Annotated in this window: 17 protein-coding genes; 8 read left to right on the top strand and 9 right to left on the bottom strand. The window is 43.1% G+C overall.

Annotated elements, in window-relative coordinates; genetic code table 11:
• Nucleotides 1-101: 101 nt before the first annotated feature.
• The 4 genes from MHI41_RS02155 to MHI41_RS02170 form a co-directional block, all read right to left on the bottom strand.
• Entirely contained in the window at nucleotides 102-947 is an 846-nt protein-coding gene (locus MHI41_RS02155) for a GAF domain-containing protein (RefSeq protein WP_008347249.1), read from the bottom strand.
• A 162-nt stretch (nucleotides 948-1,109) separates the two neighbouring features.
• Complete coding sequence (locus MHI41_RS02160) at nucleotides 1,110-2,486, bottom strand: aspartate kinase (protein ID WP_050826948.1); 1,377 nt, start codon at nucleotides 2,484-2,486, stop codon at nucleotides 1,110-1,112.
• 174 nt (nucleotides 2,487-2,660) lie between these two features.
• Nucleotides 2,661-4,094, bottom strand: a complete 1,434-nt coding sequence (locus tag MHI41_RS02165) for an MDR family MFS transporter (RefSeq protein WP_007498149.1) — start codon at nucleotides 4,092-4,094, stop codon at nucleotides 2,661-2,663.
• A 16-nt stretch (nucleotides 4,095-4,110) separates the two neighbouring features.
• Nucleotides 4,111-4,977: a TetR family transcriptional regulator gene (locus tag MHI41_RS02170; protein WP_255836170.1), complete on the bottom strand. Its 867-nt coding sequence runs from the start codon at nucleotides 4,975-4,977 to the stop codon at nucleotides 4,111-4,113.
• Nucleotides 4,978-5,224: 247 nt separating this feature from the next.
• Here MHI41_RS02170 and MHI41_RS02175 point away from each other — a divergent pair, with 247 nt between their 5' ends.
• A complete protein-coding gene (locus tag MHI41_RS02175) occupies nucleotides 5,225-5,536 on the top strand; it encodes a metalloregulator ArsR/SmtB family transcription factor (RefSeq protein WP_007498144.1) in 312 nt (103 codons plus the stop codon).
• An 81-nt stretch (nucleotides 5,537-5,617) separates the two neighbouring features.
• Here MHI41_RS02175 and MHI41_RS02180 read toward each other — a convergent pair whose 3' ends face one another.
• A complete protein-coding gene (locus MHI41_RS02180; protein ID WP_342494497.1) occupies nucleotides 5,618-6,169 on the bottom strand; it encodes a DUF4865 family protein in 552 nt (183 codons plus the stop codon).
• A gap of 99 nt (nucleotides 6,170-6,268) precedes the next feature.
• On the opposite strand from MHI41_RS02180, the gene MHI41_RS02185 reads away from it, so the two are divergent.
• A complete protein-coding gene (locus MHI41_RS02185; protein WP_342494498.1) occupies nucleotides 6,269-7,000 on the top strand; it encodes a LysR family transcriptional regulator in 732 nt (243 codons plus the stop codon).
• A 66-nt stretch (nucleotides 7,001-7,066) separates the two neighbouring features.
• Here the strand turns inward: MHI41_RS02185 and MHI41_RS02190 are convergent, their stop codons facing one another.
• Complete coding sequence (locus tag MHI41_RS02190; protein ID WP_017358514.1) at nucleotides 7,067-8,491, bottom strand: PLP-dependent aminotransferase family protein; 1,425 nt, start codon at nucleotides 8,489-8,491, stop codon at nucleotides 7,067-7,069.
• Nucleotides 8,492-8,599: 108 nt separating this feature from the next.
• Here MHI41_RS02190 and gabT point away from each other — a divergent pair, with 108 nt between their 5' ends.
• From gabT to MHI41_RS02205, 3 genes are read left to right on the top strand one after another with little or no spacing between them, the layout of a single operon-like run.
• Entirely contained in the window at nucleotides 8,600-9,916 is a 1,317-nt protein-coding gene (gene gabT / locus MHI41_RS02195; RefSeq protein WP_008347230.1) for a 4-aminobutyrate--2-oxoglutarate transaminase, read from the top strand.
• Nucleotides 9,917-9,937: 21 nt separating this feature from the next.
• The gene (locus MHI41_RS02200) at nucleotides 9,938-11,326 is read left to right on the top strand and encodes an APC family permease (protein ID WP_008347228.1); all 1,389 of its coding nucleotides are present in this window, start codon (nucleotides 9,938-9,940) and stop codon (nucleotides 11,324-11,326) included.
• Nucleotides 11,301-12,695 carry an NAD-dependent succinate-semialdehyde dehydrogenase gene (locus MHI41_RS02205; protein ID WP_017358511.1) on the top strand — a complete coding sequence of 465 codons (1,395 nt, stop codon included), beginning with the start codon at nucleotides 11,301-11,303 and terminating at the stop codon, nucleotides 12,693-12,695. The genes MHI41_RS02200 and MHI41_RS02205 overlap by 26 nt, the downstream gene beginning before the upstream one ends.
• Before the next feature lie 45 nt (nucleotides 12,696-12,740).
• On the opposite strand, the gene MHI41_RS02210 is transcribed toward MHI41_RS02205, so the two are convergent.
• The 3 genes from MHI41_RS02210 to MHI41_RS02220 all read right to left on the bottom strand — a co-directional run bounded on the left by MHI41_RS02210 (nucleotide 12,741) and on the right by MHI41_RS02220 (nucleotide 15,733).
• Nucleotides 12,741-13,337 (bottom strand): NAD(P)H-dependent oxidoreductase, encoded by a 597-nt coding sequence (locus MHI41_RS02210; RefSeq protein ID WP_008347224.1) that lies wholly within the window; start codon nucleotides 13,335-13,337, stop codon nucleotides 12,741-12,743.
• 130 nt (nucleotides 13,338-13,467) lie between these two features.
• Entirely contained in the window at nucleotides 13,468-14,082 is a 615-nt protein-coding gene (locus MHI41_RS02215) for a DUF1775 domain-containing protein (RefSeq protein ID WP_008347220.1), read from the bottom strand.
• Between the two features lie 16 nt (nucleotides 14,083-14,098).
• Nucleotides 14,099-15,733: a copper resistance protein CopC gene (locus tag MHI41_RS02220; RefSeq protein WP_342494499.1), complete on the bottom strand. Its 1,635-nt coding sequence runs from the start codon at nucleotides 15,731-15,733 to the stop codon at nucleotides 14,099-14,101.
• Between the two features lie 500 nt (nucleotides 15,734-16,233).
• Here MHI41_RS02220 and MHI41_RS02225 point away from each other — a divergent pair, with 500 nt between their 5' ends.
• From MHI41_RS02225 to MHI41_RS02235, 3 genes are all read left to right on the top strand, one after another.
• Complete coding sequence (locus MHI41_RS02225; RefSeq protein WP_342494500.1) at nucleotides 16,234-17,676, top strand: PTS mannitol transporter subunit IICB; 1,443 nt, start codon at nucleotides 16,234-16,236, stop codon at nucleotides 17,674-17,676.
• 95 nt (nucleotides 17,677-17,771) lie between these two features.
• A complete protein-coding gene (locus MHI41_RS02230; protein WP_173407761.1) occupies nucleotides 17,772-18,206 on the top strand; it encodes a PTS sugar transporter subunit IIA in 435 nt (144 codons plus the stop codon).
• A gap of 1 nt (nucleotide 18,207) precedes the next feature.
• Nucleotides 18,208-19,329: a mannitol-1-phosphate 5-dehydrogenase gene (locus MHI41_RS02235; protein WP_342494501.1), complete on the top strand. Its 1,122-nt coding sequence runs from the start codon at nucleotides 18,208-18,210 to the stop codon at nucleotides 19,327-19,329.
• Nucleotides 19,330-19,349: the final 20 nt, after the last annotated feature.

Below are 19,349 nucleotides of genomic sequence, written 5' to 3' on the forward strand. Positions count from 1 at the left end.
CGCGCCGGTACTCGTCTTTCCTAAACTGCAAAGGTTTTCTATCACGCTGAAAAGCAGAAAAAGGGCTAAACTCGGTTTAGCCCTTTTTGGTGTATCATCACTTATTCTGTTTTGGAGAACGTTAAGCCAATATGAGCAAGTGCTTGCGGTAAATCCTTACGAATGGTGATGTCTTTAAATGAAATATTCGATTGAATCGCACTCAGCGCAAGGTCTTGCTTAATCCCTGTTAAAACAGCTGAAATGCCTAAAAGTCTTAACGTTTGCGCATAGCTGACCAAGTATTGAATGCTTTGTTCATTGAGTCGTTTTGTCCCTGAAACATCAATGACCAAATGAGAGAGCGACAGCCTGTAGCTTTCCTGTAAAATGGTTTCTAAAATATGCTGCGCACGTGTCTCTTCGATATCACCAAGAAGAGGGAGCACAGCGACACCGTCAACAACAGGTACGATCGGTACAGATAATTGCTGAATCTGCCGATTGGCCTGGTCGAGTTCTAAGACGTAACTCAACAAAGATGCCATCGTTTCAAACATATGAACATGCTCTTCTGTAAATTGCTGCGGCCTTAGATCAAGTCCACAAATGGTTCCATAGTTCGTACCATCAGTAAAATCGATGGGAACCCCAATAAATGATCCGCCTTGCAGCTGTTTCGTGACGTCTAAGTTTTTTGAACGCTCGTCCAAGCGGATATCAGGGATCAACAGCGTATCGCGATGATCGACCGCCAGCTTGCAAAATGTCTTCTCGTAAGGATTTTCTTCCCCTTCTTCAAGAAGCTGCTCGTCGTGATTTAGCACCTTCACAATCTGATTGGTGTTTTGATCATTTTTAGCAATAAACAGTGTATTCACATGAATGAATTGACTCATCATGTTTAAAATACTTGTAGAAGCATCATGAAAATTGCGAAACTGTTTTAATAGTTGTTGACGAGGCATGGATTAGGACTCCTTGTAGCTCCGATCAATGTCCGGAACAATAGTTGATTTGTCTCTATCATACAAAATCAAACGAGAAATAGATATACTTTAATGCGCAAATCAGCTCGAATCATGCGAGATCAAAAAGACTGCCGATCCGGAGATCTGACAGTCTGCTGATTAAATGGAGACGGGCACCGTGGACATAGAGAAAAATTCCTCATATAAGGCTTGAACGGCTTCTTTTTCTTGAGCTGCTTTGACGCCAAACATCATGCTCACCTCTGAAGAGCCTTGATTGATCATTTCAATATTCACTTTGGCTTTTGACAGCGCTTTTGCCGCTCTTGCTGTTGTACCAACATTATGACGCATCGCTTCTCCTACGACCATAATAAGCGAGAGGTTCCGCTCTAAAACCACTTCATCTGCATCAAGTACAAGCTTTAATCGGTCTAAAAGCTCTTGTTCAATCTGCTGCTCCTCCAGCTGATCCTGCCTTAAAATAATGGTCATATCATCAATGCCAGAAGGGACGTGTTCATACGTAAGTCCATATTCCTCTAACGTTTGCAGTACCTTACGTCCAAAGCCCACTTCTCGGTTCATCAAATACTTACTGATATAAATACTGCAAAATCCATTGTCTGATGCGATTCCCACAACAGGGCCATTCGTATGATCCCGTTGATTCACAATTTTCGTGCCTTTGGCCGCTGGATTATTGGTGTTCTTAATCTGAACAGGAATACCTGCCCGAAAGGCTGGAATAAGTGCTTCATCATGAAATACAGAAAAACCCGCATAGGACAATTCACGCATTTCACGATACGTCAGCTCTGTGATTTCCTTTGGCTCATGAACGATTGTTGGATTGACGGCATAGACTGCATCCACATCCGTAAAGTTTTCATACACATCTGCCTTCAGTCCATTTGCCAAAATGGAACCGGTAATGTCTGATCCACTGCGGGAAAAAGTGACGATATCACCCGCTAGACTAAAACCGAAAAACCCAGGGAACACAATGATGCCAGAGCGTTCTCTTAATTTGTATAAATGATCATACGATTCTGGAAGGACTTGCGCTTGACCAGGCTCGTCGCTGACAAATAGACCGGCTTCTTTTGGATTCACATAGTGCGCTTCGACACCTTGATGCTGAAAGTAGGCTGCAATCAGCTTTGCGTTATTATCTTCACCGCTTGCTTTAATCGCATCAAGATAACGCTCAGGATGAGAAGAATCAGCCTGTAATAACGTGTTTACATCTTGCCGGATGATGTCAATAATGTCATCACCTAACCCCAGCTCATCCGCAATCGAGGCATATCGCTCGATGACAGCTTCTTGTAAATCGTGTGCTTCACCTAAACGTAAATATTGTTCACCGCAGCTAATTAATAGATCGGTGACCTTCGTATCCGTTGAATGCCGTTTTCCTGGTGCGGAAACAACGACTGCTTTTCGAGCTGGATCTGCTGTGACAATGTCAAATACCTTTTGCAGCTGCTTGCCAGAAGCAAGAGAACTGCCACCAAATTTAACGACCTTCAATGCATACATCTCCTATAGTAAAAATTTTCTCACAAATTGAATAGTTTCTATTATCAACTCTTTTCTTCAAATTATCAAGGTTTTTCTTCTCTATATGAACAAATGTATTTTTGAGGAGGACGTTATGTGTGAATATATGAAAAAAGAGCCGGCGATATGCCGAGCTCTTTGTCTTTATGAAGAAGAGGACGAAGAAGATAGCTCCTGCTTCATCACTTTGTTTTTACGTTTTTCTTTTAAGAAGAATGAGAGGACAAGTCCAATCACCGCAATAGCACCAGACACGATAAATGACGTATTCATGCCATGAACGGCTGACTTCATTGGATCGGATAATGCTGCATTGGCAGCAGAGCTGCTCATAATGGAGACAAGCACAGCCGTCCCGATAGAGCCGCCCATTTGTCTCATCGTATTATTCATTGCTGTCCCGTGCGGAATCAAATGTGGTGGTAACGAGTTAATACCGGCTGTTGTCAGCGGCATCATGATCATCCCAACCCCGATTAAGCGAAGCGTGTAGGCCACTGTAATGAGGGTAATCGATGAATCAAGACTGAGCATCATAAATGGCAGGGAAGTGACAGCTAATATCGTAAACCCGCCTAGAGCCAGCCCTTTACCGCCTACTTTGTCAAAAATTCGTCCGATAATCGGTGATAGGAATCCCATAAAGAGAGCCCCTGGCAATAAGATCAGCCCTGTATCAAGGGCAGATAACCCTCTGACATTCTGCGTATAGAGCGGCAGAATCGTCTCTGTTCCAATCAGTAAAGCAAAGACGAGCATACCGAGGAAGGTCGTTAAGCTAAAGATCGCAAACTTAAAGACGCCAAACTCAAGCATCGGTCTTTTCAAATTCGACTGACGCAGGATAAAGAAGAACAAGCTCACAGCGCCGACAATGAGTGAAATAAGAACGGTCGCACTCGTCCAGCCATACGTTCCAACACTTGAAAATCCGTACAGCAGTCCGCCAAATCCGAAGGAAGACAGGATAACCGATAAGACATCGATACGAGTGTCTCTTTGCTGTGTGACATTTTTCATTAAGAAGAAAGCAAGAATGAGATCAATGATACCGATTGGTAGAACAATATAGAATAAGAACTTCCAGCTAAAGGAATCGACAATCCAGCCGCCAAGTGTTGGTCCAAGCGCCGGTGCGAATGAAATCACTAGTCCGACCATACCCATGGCTTGCCCGCGTTTTTCTTTTGGGAAAATGGTTAAAAAGATCGTTTGCATGAGCGGCATCAAAATCCCTGCGCCAGCTGCCTGCACGATACGTGCTGCAAGTAGCACCGGGAAATTCGTGGCGAACGAAGCAAGAATGGTACCTGCTGTAAAAATGCTAAGAGCCGTTAAGACTAAGGAACGGCTTGAAAATTTCTCAATTAAAAAGGCCGTAATTGGGATGAGAATCCCGTTTGTCAGCATAAAGGCTGTGGTCAGCCATTGACCTTTACTGACATCAATATTGAACTCTTCCATGATATGTGGGATCGCTGGAATGAGAAGCGTTTGGTTTAAGATTGCAACGAACGCCCCAACGAGGAAAATCCCAACAATCACAGACCGGTTATACGATGTTGTTGATTGGTTCATATTATCCCTTCTTTATCTATAAAATAATGCTTTTCAGCTGTGACACGTTTTGTGATAAAACGCTGTGTTTGCCTAAATAATCAAGCAATGAGCTGATTAAAAAGGTTCTCGGTTGGTCCTTTGACAGTTCTTGACTCAGCAGTTCAAACGCAGAGAGGAGATCGTCCTTTTCTTCTCCATTTGAGAGTGTGTGAAGCTCTTGTTTCATCTTTGTTAAGTACGAGATGACAAGCTTTTCTTCATCATATTCTTCCTGTGTGGAAAGCAAATAAGAGTCCATCAGCTGATCTGTTAGCACAGGCTCAATGGAGCAAGGCTTTATTGATACACGGTCCATCACACCGATGATCATTTCGGCGGCATTTTCTAATTGGATGTTCTTGTGCTCAATCGCCAACATCAAGATGAATTCTCTCATTAATCCGTTGAGGACAATTACAAGATCCCACACATAAGGCGCAACAGATTCACCATATGTGCTTAAAATCATGTCTCTGTGCCGCTGCATGATAATGGAGCGTGTCTCACGTAAATGCTTAATGACGATGGGCGAATGCTGTGAAAAGGCTTCAAAGGACAGCATATTCAAAAATTTATGATTCTCTTTAAACTCTTCAAGCTCAAGCTTAATCTTTTTTGTGAATTTTTCCTTTTTGGACAGCGTCGTTTCGGAATGAATGATCTGAGAAATCTCTCTCATTTTGCGCTGATTGTATTTAATCAGTTCCAATAGAAGAGCTTCCTTTGAGTCAAACAGTTTATAAATAGACGCTTTTGATATTTTACAGGCATCAGCAATTGACTGCATGGAGACACTCATATAGCCTTTTTGAGAAAATAATTTCTTCGACACCCGCAAAATCTCTTCTTGCTTTTCGTTCATCTTCATAAGTCCTTTCCGAATCGGCAAAACCATATGGTCACAATGGAAACCGAGTGGTCACTTTTGCTATGATAACAAAACCAATGGCACATGACAAGAAAATGAACTTAAAAAAATACATGTCTCAATGACATGTATCCGATTGTTGACACAGGGCTAAAATGAACTTGATTTTAGCCCTGTGTCTTTTTTGTCATAGGCGAGTAACGAGATTGTATGTTAGAACAAAATACGATACATTTATCGTATGAATAATCCAAACCATCCAACCCAAGAAAACATGAGACTCATTTCTGTGCTGCAAGCATTGGCTGACCCTGTTCGGCTGGAGATTGTCCGCTGCTTAGCGGAAGCGGGTGAGAGAACATGCGGTACGTATCATATGAACATTGCCAAGTCCACGCTGTCGCATCACTTTAAAGTACTAAGAGAGGCAGGCATCGTGAAAGTGAGAATTGACGGGAAGCACCGTTACTACTCTCTCAGAAAGGATGACATTGATACCGCTTTTCCAGGCCTCTTGTCATCCGTATTAGCTGTAGACAAGGAGCGGTGGTAAGAGAATCTTGCATCAACAAATGACAAATCCCCAAGGCATTGTAACCTTGGGGATTTGTGATGCGTCTCGTGTAAAACGGAATTAGGCCATTGAATGAGCCATAGACAGATGGACAATGTCATAAATGTGAATCTGCTGCTCTATATTCTCTGGTAATGAGTCCAGAAAAGAATATTTGACGCATTTCCATTTATCGGGGTTATATACGATGACTTCACCCTTATTGTCGTTAAAATGGGAAAAGAGATGGGAGATATCTAGGTTTTCCAGGCAATCAGTAGGATGAATCGTCACATACTCTTCAAGAACGAATGTGCTACGATGAAAATCATCTGTTAAATGAACGGAATACGTGATGCCAATATTAATTTGTTTCCAGCCAAAAGAACGTAAAATATGATCAAATGACCCCTTAAACACAAAATCCGTCATCCCCTCAGATTGTTTCCAAATATACAATGGGCAATAGCTGTTGTGTAAACTCCTATGTTTGTCTTTTTCAGTGATCAAATAAGCTTTAAATAATAAATCCTGATATCCATCTGTTTTCCATCCATTGTTTCGTACTCTTTTTCTAATGATATTCATATCATAATCCGCAGGCAGATCCACATGATATTGCATGGCATGCATTGAAACACTCCCTTTCAATAGCCATCATAATGGACTTCAAACCAGTTGAATAATACATATTTGTGTTATTGTTATCACAAAAAGTGATAGGTGATCATGATGAATATAAATGATTTGATTATTTTTATAGAGGTGTATCAAAAAGAATCGATTAATCAAGCGGCTAAAGCTTTAGGGTATGCGCAATCCAATATTTCTCAAAGAATCAAAGCGCTTGAAACTTTATATGATTCAACATTTTTTATCCGGCATCATCATGGAATCAGTTCAACAGGACAGGGAGATTTATTTTATCAATACGCTCAAAAAATCGTAAAAGAAACGAAGTCCATTCAACAAAAATTGACTTCAAAGAAAAAGAACGTTTTATGCTCTGAACTTCTATTTAACGTTTTATACGAGCAACGAGTTTTAGAGGATATTCAAGCCACTGATTTTATCATTGCTTCATCAAGTACGATCAACAAAAAGTTAACAGAGGATGTGTATGATCAAATTATTTCTTTTAATCAAATGGAAAAACCGGAATATCAATTAAAAGAGGTAAAGAGCTTGGCATTGAACGTGTATGGAAAATCTAAAGAAATATACGATGATGATATCTCATTGGTCGTGAATCGTGATCAGCTTTGCCCATTAAGACATGAGGCCACGCGTATGCTGGGTGATCGAACCCTATTTGAGTTAGATTCGTTTGAAGGAATGATCAAAATTGTTGAACAGGGAGATGGTATTGCGTTACTGCCAACAAACTTAAAAAGCCTTCAAACACTCGTGAAATTGCTAGAAAAAAATATTCACATCAACTATTACGTTTATGAAAGAATGTGATCGTAACACTCCTCTATGGGTATAGTTCCGTCAAAGGAGTGCCACGATTCATCTACATGAGCTGTTTCATTTCCCATAAATCGAGTCATACAGGCGTTTCACCGCTGGCTTAATATCCTCTGGTCGCATATGAGAGAAACCGAGGACAAGCGGGACAAAGCCTTCTTTGTGACCAGGCACATGCTCATCAAGGGTAAAACGGTCCATCCCGTACATTTTCAGCTTTCGGTCTTTGGCACGCTGTAAAATCTCATGCTGCGTACGATCTGAGCGGAATTCTGCGATAAAATGTAGCCCTGCATTTTCCCCGATAATCCGTACGTTGTCACAAAAGACAGTGTCGAGCTCTCCAATGAGCTGTTTTCGTTTTTCCTCGTATAGCCCATTCATTCTTTTAATATGCCGCTGATAGGCGCCATCTTTTATAAAATAAAGAAGGGTGTATTGTGTAAAAAGGTTGGCCGTTTGGATGAAAAAGTGCTGTTCTTCCTTATAGCGTCTTAATAAATGCTGCGGTAGCACCATGTAACTGATCCTTAAGCCGGGCAGCAATGATTTCGAAAAGGTCCCCATATAAATGACTTTGTCATAGCGGTCAAGGCTCTGCAGCGCCGGTATGCTGTCTGTGCCGTACTTAAATTCACTGTCATAATCGTCCTCAATGATATAGCGATCTGGCTGATCAGCTGCCCAGTTTAACAGCTGTATCCGCCGGGAAATCGGCATGATCACCCCTGTTGGGAACTGATGAGAAGGCGTAATGATCAACACATTTGGCTCTTTCTTCTGAATATCGCTCATCCGCACCCCTTTTCGATCAATGCCAATCGTTTCAATCCGGTGATGATTGTTTTTCAGCATTTGATACAGTCTGCGGTAGCCGGGGTTTTCTAATCCGTATATTTGATCAGCTGGAAGAATGCTTGATAGCGAATGAATGAGCGACTGTGTACCCGCACTTAAAATGAGCTGCTCAGGGTAGCATTTGACCCCTCGTGCAAGTCCAATTAGCCGGGCAATCGTTTCCCGCAGCTCATAGACGCCTTGTGGGTGCGGCAGCTCACCAAAGGCTTCTTGGTGGAGATGAATCGCTTTTTGTTCACTTTTCAGCCAACTTTTAAAAGGAAAATTGGCTGTATCAACAGAAATATGTGAAAAGGAATACCAGTCATTTCGCTCAATCGAATTCTCTTTTAAATCCGCTGGAAGGGAAGAGGGTTTCAGTTGACCTGATTCATGAAATGTTTCAAGTGATTCCACAAAAAAACCTTTCCGTTCAACTGAATATAAATATCCTTCGGCAAGCAGTTGTTGATAGGCGCCATTCACTGAATTGACGCTGACATTTAAGGTATCGGCTAACTCTCGTTTAGACGGTAATTGATCGTGCGGCTGCAGGTTGCGGTTTAAAATTTCCTCTTTAATTTTTGTATAAATTTGATGATAAATAAATCCGTTTTCCCCTGATTGATCTAGTTGAATTGTCAGCATCTCGCCATGTCATCCTCTCTGGTACCATGAAAAAAATGATATTGGTACTTTCTATCATACCAAAAAATATTCAGAATAATAAAAAAGACATAAAGGGGATGGATGACAATGAGTCAAACGACAACAAACCGTTTTTCAACAGAGGAATGGCAGGGGAAAAGAGATCAATACGTCGCAAGAGGCGTAAGTAATGGCAACCGTCATCTTGCAGCGAAAGGGAAGGGAGCCGAGCTTTTCGATATCGACGGCAATCGTTTTATCGATTTTGCAGGGGCCATCGGTACATTAAATGTAGGACACTCCCATCCAAAGGTTGTGGAAGCAGTCAAAGCGCAGGCAGACAGCCTGATTCACCCAGGATTTAATGTCATGATGTACGAATCCTATATCGAATTAGCAGAAAAGCTATGCCACCTCACACCAGGCGACCACGACAAAAAAGCCATTTTCTTAAATTCAGGTGCAGAAGCAGTTGAAAATGCAGTGAAAATTGCCCGTAAATATACGAAAAGACAAGCGGTTGTCTCATTTACAAGAGGGTTCCACGGAAGAACGAATATGACGATGAGCATGACAAGCAAGGTCAAGCCTTATAAATTTGGATTCGGCCCATTTGCATCAGAGGTCTATCAAGCGCCGTATCCTTATTACTATCAAAAACCTGAAGGATTAAGCGATGCAGCCTACGACGAATACATCATTGATCAGTTCAATCAATTCTTTGTCGCAACCGTTGCACCAGAAACGGTCGCTTGTGTGGTCATGGAGCCAGTCCAAGGGGAGGGCGGATTCATTGTACCATCGAAGCGTTTTGTACAACACGTCGCTTCATTCTGCCAGCAGCATGGGATCGTATTCGTGGCAGATGAGATCCAAACAGGATTCGCAAGAACAGGGAAATACTTTGCGATTGAACACTTCGATGTGGTGCCAGACTTAATCACTGTGTCAAAATCACTTGCAGCTGGCCTGCCGCTGAGCGGTGTCGTTGGCAGAAAAGAATTACTGGATGCAGCGGACCCAGGGGAGCTAGGGGGAACGTATGCTGGCAGTCCATTAGGCTGTGTTGCAGCTTTGGCTGTACTAGATATTATAGAAACAGAACAACTGAATGAACGATCTGAACACATTGGACAAGTCATTGAGGACAAAGCGAATGAGTGGAGAAGTAAGTACTCATTCATCGGGGAAGTCCGGCGATTAGGGGCAATGGCGGCCATTGAAATTGTGGAAGATCAAAAAACGCGTACACCAGATAAGAAGACAGCCGCAGCGATTGCAGCCTATGCAAACAAGCACGGACTACTCTTATTAACGGCAGGGATCAATGGGAATATTATTCGCTTTTTAACACCACTTGTCATCACAGATGAGCTGCTGCAAGAAGGACTAGGGATCATCGAAGACGCCTTCACAGCACGCTAAACAACAAAGGGGGATGGTTGTATGCAAAAACAACAAATGGCTAAAACCATGTCGCAGTCAGACGTACTGTTTTTATCCATTGGTGCAATGCTTGGCTGGGGCTGGGTTGTACTTTCGGGAGATTGGATTTTAACAGCTGGATTTTTAGGAAGTGTGATTGCCTTTGTCATAGGGGGCATTCTCGTCATCTTTATTGGACTAACGTATGCAGAGCTTTCCTCTGCGATTCCAGAAACAGGCGGAGGACTCGTCTTTGTCCAGCGGGCATTTGGGATCAAATCAGCGTTTGTCTCCGCATGGGGCGTATTGTTCGGTTATGTGTCCGTGATTACGTTTGAAGCTGTCGCACTTCCGACAGTCATTGACTATGTCATTCCAACACAGCATGTTGGTTTCCTATGGAATATAGGAGGATGGGATGTTTACTTTACATGGGTATTGATTGGATCTGGCGGTGCGTTGTTTTTAACAGCTCTGAACTACATTGGCGCAAAGCCTGCTGCTATTTTTCAATCGGTGTTCACAGTGGCCATTATCCTGACAGGTTTTCTTCTATTAGGCGGAGCTACATTTAATGGAGATTTTGCAAACCTTGAGCCGATGTTTCAAGGCGGGGTTGGCGGTCTGATGGCTGTGTTAGTGATGATTCCCTTTTTATTCGTTGGGTTTGATGTCATCCCGCAGGTAGCGGCGGAGATTAACGCACCGAAGAAGATCATCGGGAGAATTTTGATTATCTCCATTGTGAGTGCGGTTGTATTTTATCTGCTCATTGTCTTTGGAGTAGCGGCAGGGTTGTCAAAAGGTCAGCTTGAGGCTTCATCACTAGCAACAGCAGATGCCATGGTACAGCTTCTTGGTCATCAGGCGTTTGGAACTGTGCTTGTCATTGGTGGTGTAGCAGGCATTGTGACGAGCTGGAATGCTTTTATCATTGGTGCAAGCCGTATCCTCTATGCAATGGCGGAAAGAGGCATGATTTCCAAATGGTTTGCGTATATTCATCCGAAGTATAAAACACCGACAAATGCCATTTTGTTCTTAGGTGCATTGGCCTTTTTTGCACCATTACTTGGCCGCCCTGCCCTCGTGTGGATTGTCAATGCAGGCGGTGTGGGCATCATCGTTGGGTATTTGATTGTGTCCATTGCCTTTATGAAACTTCGCAAGACAGAACCTGAGCTTGAGCGTCCATACCGCATTAAATATTGGCGGACGACCGGCGTTTTAGCCATTGGCCTTAGTTTCCTTTTTCTTTCATTTTATTTTCCTGGGATGCCGGCTTCCTTATCATGGCCAGCTGAATGGATATTGCTTTTAGGTTGGGCACTCATTGGGTATATACTATATGTAATGAATCCAAGAACGAAGGAGAAGGTAGAGCATGACAAACGAACTCAAAGTGTATAATCCTGCAACCGGAGAAGAAATTGCCTCAGTTGCTCAGCATACAAAAGAACAGATTGAAGATGCGATCACTCGCTCACACAAAGCATTCAAAACATGGGCAAAAACGTCAGCCCATGAACGTGCAAATATCATTCGCAAGTGGTTTGATCTCATGATTGAGCATAAAGAAAGGCTTGCAAAAATCATCACAGAAGAAAACGGGAAGCCGTATCAAGAAGCATTAGGGGAAATCGTCTATGCCGCTGGATATATTGAATGGTACGCGGAGGAAGCAAAGCGGATTTACGGCAGAACGATCCCGTCTCATACGACAAACAAACGCCTATTTGTCACAAAGCAGCCAGTCGGTCCTGTTGCGGCCATTACACCGTGGAATTTCCCTGCGGCGATGATTACAAGGAAGGCGGCACCAGCGCTTGCGGCGGGCTGTACGTTTATCGTGAAACCTGCTGAAGACACGCCGCTTACGGCCATTGAGCTTGTGAAATTAGGCCATGAAGCCGGAATTCCAGAGGATGCCTTGCAATGGGTGATTGGAGATGGAAAAGAAGTGGGGGAAATCTTCACAGATAGTCCATTGATCCGCAAGATCACGTTTACTGGCTCAACACCAGTTGGAAAACATCTCATCAAAAACAGTGCGAGCACAGTGAAACACGTTTCTATGGAACTTGGCGGTCATGCCCCGCTGATCGTAGATAAGGACGCCAACCTTGAATTGGCTGTGAAACAAGCAGTGGCATCTAAATTCCGTAATGCAGGCCAGACCTGTGTTTGTGCCAACCGATTAATCGTCCATGAAGAAATTCATGAAGCATTTGCGCAAAGCTTTAGCAAAGAAGTGGAAAAGCTGAAAGTAGGAAATGGGTTTGAGGAAGGAACGTCCATCGGACCAATTATTAATAAGCGAGGCTTTAATAAAATTGTCGACCAAATTCAAGATGCTGTGGATAAAGGGGCGAAAGTTCTTGTCGGCGGCGATACACATTTTGACGATGAGAAGTCGTATTATTTTGTTCAGCCGACGGTGCTAACTCATGTCGACCCTTCCATGAACATTATGCATGAAGAGACGTTTGGTCCAGTTGCACCAATTACGACATTTAGCACTTTAGATGAAGCCATTGAATTAGCAAATGATACACCTTTTGGACTTGCGGCTTATTTCTTTACAGAGAATTACCGCAATGGTCTCTATATATCTGAGAATCTAGATTACGGGATTATTGGCTGGAATGACGGGGGACCATCCGCCGTGCAGGCACCTTTCGGCGGTATGAAAGAGAGCGGTATTGGCCGTGAAGGCGGCATCGAAGGCATCGAGCCTTATTTAGAAACAAAATATGTGTCAATTGGTTTAGACGAATAACATGTGAAAAAGACTGTCCGAGAAGCCTCGGCAGTCTTTTTTATGTTAAACAGCCGGTGGGAAAAGTTGATCCACCGTTTCTTTTGTTTCTTTGAGAATCTCGTGGATGTCGTCTGCAGATGCTTGTTCCATGCTGCTGAACAAGAGCCGTTCGACTGGCTCAACGCCGATCAGATCGAAGGCGGCTGTATCTGTCGTCATGTGATGGCTGGGGGTGATGATCATATTTGAATCAAGAAAGGTCCTCGGTGCATCATGCGTATTAATAATGACCCCTTTTTTGTCTCGAAGCAGATTTTTCACAACTCCGTTTTCATTGATCTCATACGCAAACCCCTCTGAAAAAACGCGCTCCACATAACCCTTTAGCATCGCCGGCAAGCCTGTCCACCATATTGGAAAGATAAACGTGAGGACATCAGCTTGTTGAATCAGCTTCTGCTCTCTTTGAACCGGTGCCGGCACATGTCCGTTTCTCATGGCAACCTTTTCTGCTGTTGTCAGCTCTGGCGGAAAGCCAATGCTATACACATCACGAACCGTCACATGATGACCATTGTTCAAAAGAGTGCTTACAACAAGATCTAATAGGGTTTGATTTAAGCTTTGCTGGGGATGAGCAAATATGATTAGATGGTTCATCTCATAGCCTCCTAGGTGGTCATGTGTCTCATTATGGCACGCACAAGTATCCTATTCAATCCTATATTGGAAATGATAGGTTGGGAAAATAAAAAGCGACCGCTTGAAAAAACGATCGCTCATGTAAGGTTTATTTCTTTCTAAAAGTAAGTCCAAGTGCAATCAATGCCACAACTAAGCCTGCAATGGACAGACCAAGAACAAGTGGTGAAGAAGAAGCAGAGGCTGTTTCAGATGCCTTTTCTTCTTTTGGTTTTTCTTGACCATGTGAATCCGTTACGGTATTAGACGCAACAATGTTTGTGATCGAATGAGGCTTATCAGCGTCCTTGTCGCCAGTCCATTCAACTACTGTTCCATCCTTGTAATATTGATAGGCATCCCATGCCGCTTCGCTGGCTTTTTCAGGGTTTTTTGCGACAAACACGAATTGCTGGAACTGGCCAGCAAGGACACCATCGCCAGTTGCTTCCCAAGTGACTCTTGTGACTTTTCCGTTTTTCTCTTCAGTTGTTGTTTTCCAGCCAGGCACTGGCTCGTATTGCTGGAATTCTACGCCTTTAGGCATCGTGATGACAACCTTTGTTGTCGGACTGTCGCTTTCAGAAGGTACTTTTAACGTATAGGTTTCCCAAGCATTCGTTGCAGATGTATCAGGTTTGACTGTCACGTGTGCACTCACAGGAATCGCCAGTAAAAATGAAGCGAGAAGCATTGGTAATAAAGCTTTAACGTATTTTTTCATATGATATGAACTCCTTTTAGTTTCTTCTAATGAATGTCGTATCGATGTTGTCAAAAGAACCAGTTAATGCATGAATCTCAATTTTCCAAGTGCCTTTTTCATTTAGTAAGAGGTTTTCAGCCGAGAAGTGTCCATTCTTTAATCGCTGCAGCTGAAATTCGTTTGGCGTTTCATCACCGAACAAGGAGACTTTGTGGATCTTAGCTGTCACAGATTGAATGTCTGTGATCGTTTGTCCATCCTTCTTCGTAAATGCCACCTCGAACGTGTTTTTACCTGGAGCATTCGGGGTAATGCTCAAAGACACAAGGTCACGATGCTCCACCTGATTGGCTCCAAAGAATGGCTCTGGTGCAGGCGGCGGAGGGCTTGGGATATTGGTGAATACGGCTGTTAATAGTAAAATAGCGATCCCAATGATCCACTCTGCTCGTAAAGATACGTTTCGTTTCTGCTTCTTTTCCCATCTCAGCATCAAATAATGGACGAGCCCAAGGAGACCCATGATGATAAATAAACCAAGTTTGATTAAGAAGGTGCGTCCATAAGCTGATTGGAAAAGGGCATCAAATGATTGCAGAATAAAAATCGCATTCACAAACCCAGAAAACACAATCAGTCCAACTGAGAGCAGTGCCCACGGATGAAAAGCTGTCAGGGTGCTGCGTATGAGCGGCTGATCTTCATTCGGCAGTTTCTTCATCAAAAGAAGGACAATGGCTGTTAAGCCGCCGACCCAAATAGATGCAGAAATGAGATGAATGAAATCAAGTGACGTTGTCAGTATTTTATTATCTGTAGCGGCTGGATGACCGATTTGTGCTTTCAGCCAAAGAAGCACGATGAAAATGAGCAGTGGAAACAGCCATACCCGGAAGGAAGTGAAGTTTCCTTTTTTCATCGCCACAATTGTCCAGATCGTCAGTAGAACAAATGACGCCATTAGCATCATCCACAGACTCCCACCCGAAGTCGACGCAATGGTTTCTTGTAAAAGCGATGGTTGAAATGCCCCTAAAAAGGACACGTCTGCCGCTGATTTTGTTTGAATCGGCAGCTGGAACAAGAGTGCTCCGCCCATCATGATCAGTGAAACAGTCAAAAGTCGCTTCATTCGCCGGGCTAAAACGTCGGTTATGGGCGCTTTAAACCATAGAAGCCCAAATAAAATGGTTCCAAGAAATAAGCTAAATGACGTATACAGAAAGGCTTTGTCAATGGTTGAAGCCATATCAATGGATTCACTTGATTGTCCTTGATCTAATTGATCAAATCCTCCATCCGCTTTTCCGATACTAAATGGAATCATGCCAGACACAGAGTGCCCATCGGCTGATACCGCATTCCACTGAATGGTGTAAATGCCTTTTGGTAAATTCTTTTTTAAAGCTGCTTCCATGATCTTTTGCTCTTTGATGACCGTATCTCCTTGATCCACACGATCCCCTTTTGCATTAAACACCTTAATGGCATGAAATCCGCTTTCGATTCCTTCACTAAAGGTGATCGAGACTGCAGAAGGCTGCTGATCCAGCTCTTCATTTGCTACTGGATTTGAGCTCACCACATATGCATGAGCAAATGCTTCTTTTGGCATGAAAAAGGAGAACATGAAGATGAGCAGCAGAAGCCACTTACTATATTTCAACAATGTGAATAACCGCCTTTCTACCTATGAAAATGTCTCATGTATCAGAAAGAAAGCGGCAGTAAACTGTGAGTCACAGAAAAACCGCTCTTTCTATTGTACCGCCCACTCTAAAAGGTAAACGAAACAAATAGCAAGATGGTTCACTTTTTCTGTGTCATGTCTGCGCAGACGTTTCTTGAATGTTTGATCAATATAAGCCTATTCGATTTAAGTAGAGGAAACAAGAAGTGACCATTTAAAAGTTGTGAAATTCCAATGAATTTTGCGCCAAAACAACAGTAGATTCAACTTTTACCCCGCTATCATCTATGGTATGCCGAGAGGTGTCACATTATTTTTCAATTTTGTCACACACTAAGTGACAAAGTGACATTTAGTTTCAATTGAAGGGAAAGTGAAAGCGTTTTACGATAGGTATAAGGGCTTCACTGACTCTTGTTCTTATATCTTTTGACCTATAAAGCCCGAAATAAAGGGAGAGAAGAAAGGGGTTTTCACAGATGCAGGAAAAAAGCGGATTCCGCGTGAAAGTACAGCGCTTTGGAAGCTATTTAAGCGGCATGATTATGCCGAATATTGGTGCATTTATTGCATGGGGACTTATTACAGCTTTGTTCATTCCAAGTGGTTATCTTCCGAATGAGCAATTAGCTACACTCGTTGGACCGATGATTAACTACTTACTGCCGCTCTTAATTGGTTACACAGGCGGTAAACTCGTCTATGACCATCGAGGCGGAGTGCTCGGTGCTACGGCTACGATTGGGGTCATTGTTGGCTCAGACATTCCAATGTTTTTAGGTGCCATGATCATGGGGCCGCTGGGCGGTTATCTTATTAAGAAAATCGACCAGCTGTTCAAAGACCGAATCAAATCTGGCTTTGAAATGCTTGTGAATAACTTTACGGCAGGTATCCTCGGTGCCATTCTTGTTGCCATTGCATTCTATGCTATCGGCCCAGTGGTACTAGGTCTGAATAAAGCCCTTGCGGCAGGTGTAGATATCATTGTCAATGCTCATTTACTACCGCTGGCAAGTATCTTCATTGAACCTGCAAAAGTATTATTCTTAAACAACGCGATTAACCAAGGTATTTTAGGTCCGTTAGGGGTCGAGCAAGCAGCGAAGACAGGGCAATCTGTTCTGTTCTTGCTTGAAACAAACCCAGGGCCAGGCTTAGGTGTTCTTCTTGCGTATATGTTCTTTGGAAGAGGAAATGCGAAACAGTCTGCACCAGGTGCCATTGTCATTCAGTTCTTAGGAGGAATCCATGAAATTTACTTCCCGTACATCTTAATGAAACCAAAACTCATTTTGGCTGTCATTGCAGGGGGAGCAAGTGGTGTCCTGACGTTCACATTATTAAATGCAGGATTAAAAGCTGTGCCGTCACCAGGAAGTATTATTGCGCTTATGCTGATGTCTCCAAAAGGCGGTCACCTTGCCGTTTTAGCAGGGGTTGTCGTAGCAGCTATCGTATCGTTCCTTGTTGCATCTGTCATTTTGAAAGCGTCTAAAGAAGTTGACGAAGATTTAACAGCAGCAACAGAAAAGATGCAGGACATGAAAGGCAAGAAAAGTGCAGCAGCCGCTGCTCTTACGGCACAAAAAGAAGACTCTCAAGCAAACGAGCAAGCAGCATCTCCAAGTGATGTCAATCCAGATGACGTGAACAAAATCATCTTTGCCTGCGATGCAGGGATGGGTTCAAGTGCAATGGGTGCGTCCATTCTGAAAAACAAAGTGAAAAAGGCAGAGCTTGATATCGATGTGACAAACACATCGATCAGCAACATCCCAGACGATGCGGATGTGGTCTTTACTCATAAAGATTTAACAGACAGAGCAAAGGCAAAGCTGCCAGGCGCTGTGCATATCTCAGTGGATAATTTCTTAAACAGCCCGAAATATGATGAGCTGATTGAGAAATTGAAAAAATAACATGACGAAACGGGTTGAGTCCAATTTTTCCTAATTGAACTCCCCGTTTTGGTTGTTTTCCTGATTTTTATTCTAAAAAAGGTGTGTGATCATGTATGAAACAAGTACTTTCTAAAGACAATATTTTTCTAAACGAACAAGCAGGTTCTAAAGAAGAAGCCATCAAAAAAGCAGGCGAAGTCCTCGTAGCAAACGGCTATGTCACAAGTGATTATGTCGACAAAATGTTTGAAAGAGAAAACATCTCTTCTACATTTATGGGGAACGGTATTGCGATCCCTCATGGAACAGAGGATGCGAAAGCGGCTGTCCTTCATTCAGGGATTTCCATTATCCAAATTCCAAATGGTGTGGAATATGGTGAAGGAAATGTGGCGAAAGTCGTCTTTGGGATCGCTGGGAAAAACAACGAGCATCTTGATATTCTTTCTCAAATTGCGATTGTCTGTTCAGAAGAAGAAAATGTAGAACGGATCATTCATGCAAAGGATCAGGATGAACTGATCGCCATCTTTAACGAGGTGAACTAACATGAAGGCACTTCATTTTGGAGCAGGGAATATTGGCAGAGGGTTTATCGGATCTTTGTTAAAGACATCAGGCTTTGAGCTTGTCTTTACCGATGTGAATGAAGAGGTCATCAATGAGCTGAATGAAAGAGGAGAATACACGGTTGAACTCGCAGCACCAGGGCAGAAGCAAGAAGTAGTCGGGCCAGTATCAGCGATCAATTCTTCGCAAAACCCAGCGGCATTAACAGAGGCCGTTGCCACAGCCAATTTGATTACAACAGCTGTTGGACCAGCCGTATTGAAGATCATTGCCTCATCGATTGCTGAAGGATTAAAACAAAAAAAGCCGGACCATATCATCAACATCGTGGCATGTGAAAATATGATTGGGGGAAGTGCTCATTTAAAAGAAGCGGTGTTCTCTCATTTAACAGCAGATGAGCAAGCAGCGATATCACAAACCGTTGGCTTTCCGAACGCTGCGGTTGACCGCATTGTTCCGATTCAGCACCATGAGGACATTCTCAAAGTGTCGGTTGAACCATTTTTCGAGTGGGTCATTGATGAGACGGGCTTTATTGGAGATGTTCCTCAAATTGACGGAGCGAATTTTGTCCAAGATTTGACGCCGTATATTGAACGGAAGCTCTTCACCGTCAATACAGGACATGCACTAGCGGCTTATGTCGGGTATCAGCAAGGCGTAAAAACCATTAAAGAAGCTGTTGATACACCAGACATTCGTCAGGTAGTCGAAGGTGCCCTTCATGAAACGGGCAGTTATTTAATTGACGCATATGGCTTCCGAGAAGAAGAACATGATGCGTATATTCAAAAAATCATCAAGCGATTTGAAAATGCTTTTATTTCCGATGAAGTGACTCGTGTCGCACGCTCTCCGATTAGAAAGCTGGGAGCAGATGACCGTTTAATCGGTCCAGCGAAAAAGATCAAGCAGCCAGTGTACTTAATCAAAGGGATCGCTGCTGCTTTGGCTTACGACTTTGCAGAAGACGAAGAAGCGGTTCGCTTGCAGGCATTAAGGAAAGAAAAAGGCATTGAAGGTGTGCTTCAAGAGGTATGTGGACTCAAACCTGAAGACGATCTCTATCAAGACATCCTCAAAGAAACCGAGCGATAATCAAAAAATCCCTTTCTAAC

It is taken from the genome of Bacillus sp. FSL M7-0307, assembly GCF_038627835.1.
Lineage (GTDB): Bacteria > Bacillota > Bacilli > Bacillales > Bacillaceae > Bacillus > Bacillus altitudinis.

Excerpts from the sequence above, each read along its gene's own strand:
- MHI41_RS02185 (WP_342494498.1), top strand. The coding sequence starts at position 6,269 with ATGAATATAAATGATTTGATTATTTTTATAGAGGTGTATCAAAAAGAA.
- gabT (WP_008347230.1), top strand. The coding sequence starts at position 8,600 with ATGAGTCAAACGACAACAAACCGTTTTTCAACAGAGGAATGGCAGGGG.
- MHI41_RS02235 (WP_342494501.1), top strand. The coding sequence starts at position 18,208 with ATGAAGGCACTTCATTTTGGAGCAGGGAATATTGGCAGAGGGTTTATC.
- MHI41_RS02225 (WP_342494500.1), top strand. The coding sequence starts at position 16,234 with ATGCAGGAAAAAAGCGGATTCCGCGTGAAAGTACAGCGCTTTGGAAGC.
- MHI41_RS02200 (WP_008347228.1), top strand. The coding sequence starts at position 9,938 with ATGCAAAAACAACAAATGGCTAAAACCATGTCGCAGTCAGACGTACTG.
- MHI41_RS02165 (WP_007498149.1), bottom strand. The coding sequence starts at position 4,094 with ATGAACCAATCAACAACATCGTATAACCGGTCTGTGATTGTTGGGATT.
- MHI41_RS02205 (WP_017358511.1), top strand. The coding sequence starts at position 11,301 with ATGACAAACGAACTCAAAGTGTATAATCCTGCAACCGGAGAAGAAATT.
- MHI41_RS02190 (WP_017358514.1), bottom strand. The coding sequence starts at position 8,491 with ATGCTGACAATTCAACTAGATCAATCAGGGGAAAACGGATTTATTTAT.
- MHI41_RS02180 (WP_342494497.1), bottom strand. The coding sequence starts at position 6,169 with ATGCATGCCATGCAATATCATGTGGATCTGCCTGCGGATTATGATATG.
- MHI41_RS02170 (WP_255836170.1), bottom strand. The coding sequence starts at position 4,977 with ATGAACGAAAAGCAAGAAGAGATTTTGCGGGTGTCGAAGAAATTATTT.
- MHI41_RS02230 (WP_173407761.1), top strand. The coding sequence starts at position 17,772 with ATGAAACAAGTACTTTCTAAAGACAATATTTTTCTAAACGAACAAGCA.
- MHI41_RS02210 (WP_008347224.1), bottom strand. The coding sequence starts at position 13,337 with ATGAACCATCTAATCATATTTGCTCATCCCCAGCAAAGCTTAAATCAA.
- MHI41_RS02175 (WP_007498144.1), top strand. The coding sequence starts at position 5,225 with ATGAATAATCCAAACCATCCAACCCAAGAAAACATGAGACTCATTTCT.
- MHI41_RS02215 (WP_008347220.1), bottom strand. The coding sequence starts at position 14,082 with ATGAAAAAATACGTTAAAGCTTTATTACCAATGCTTCTCGCTTCATTT.
- MHI41_RS02155 (WP_008347249.1), bottom strand. The coding sequence starts at position 947 with ATGCCTCGTCAACAACTATTAAAACAGTTTCGCAATTTTCATGATGCT.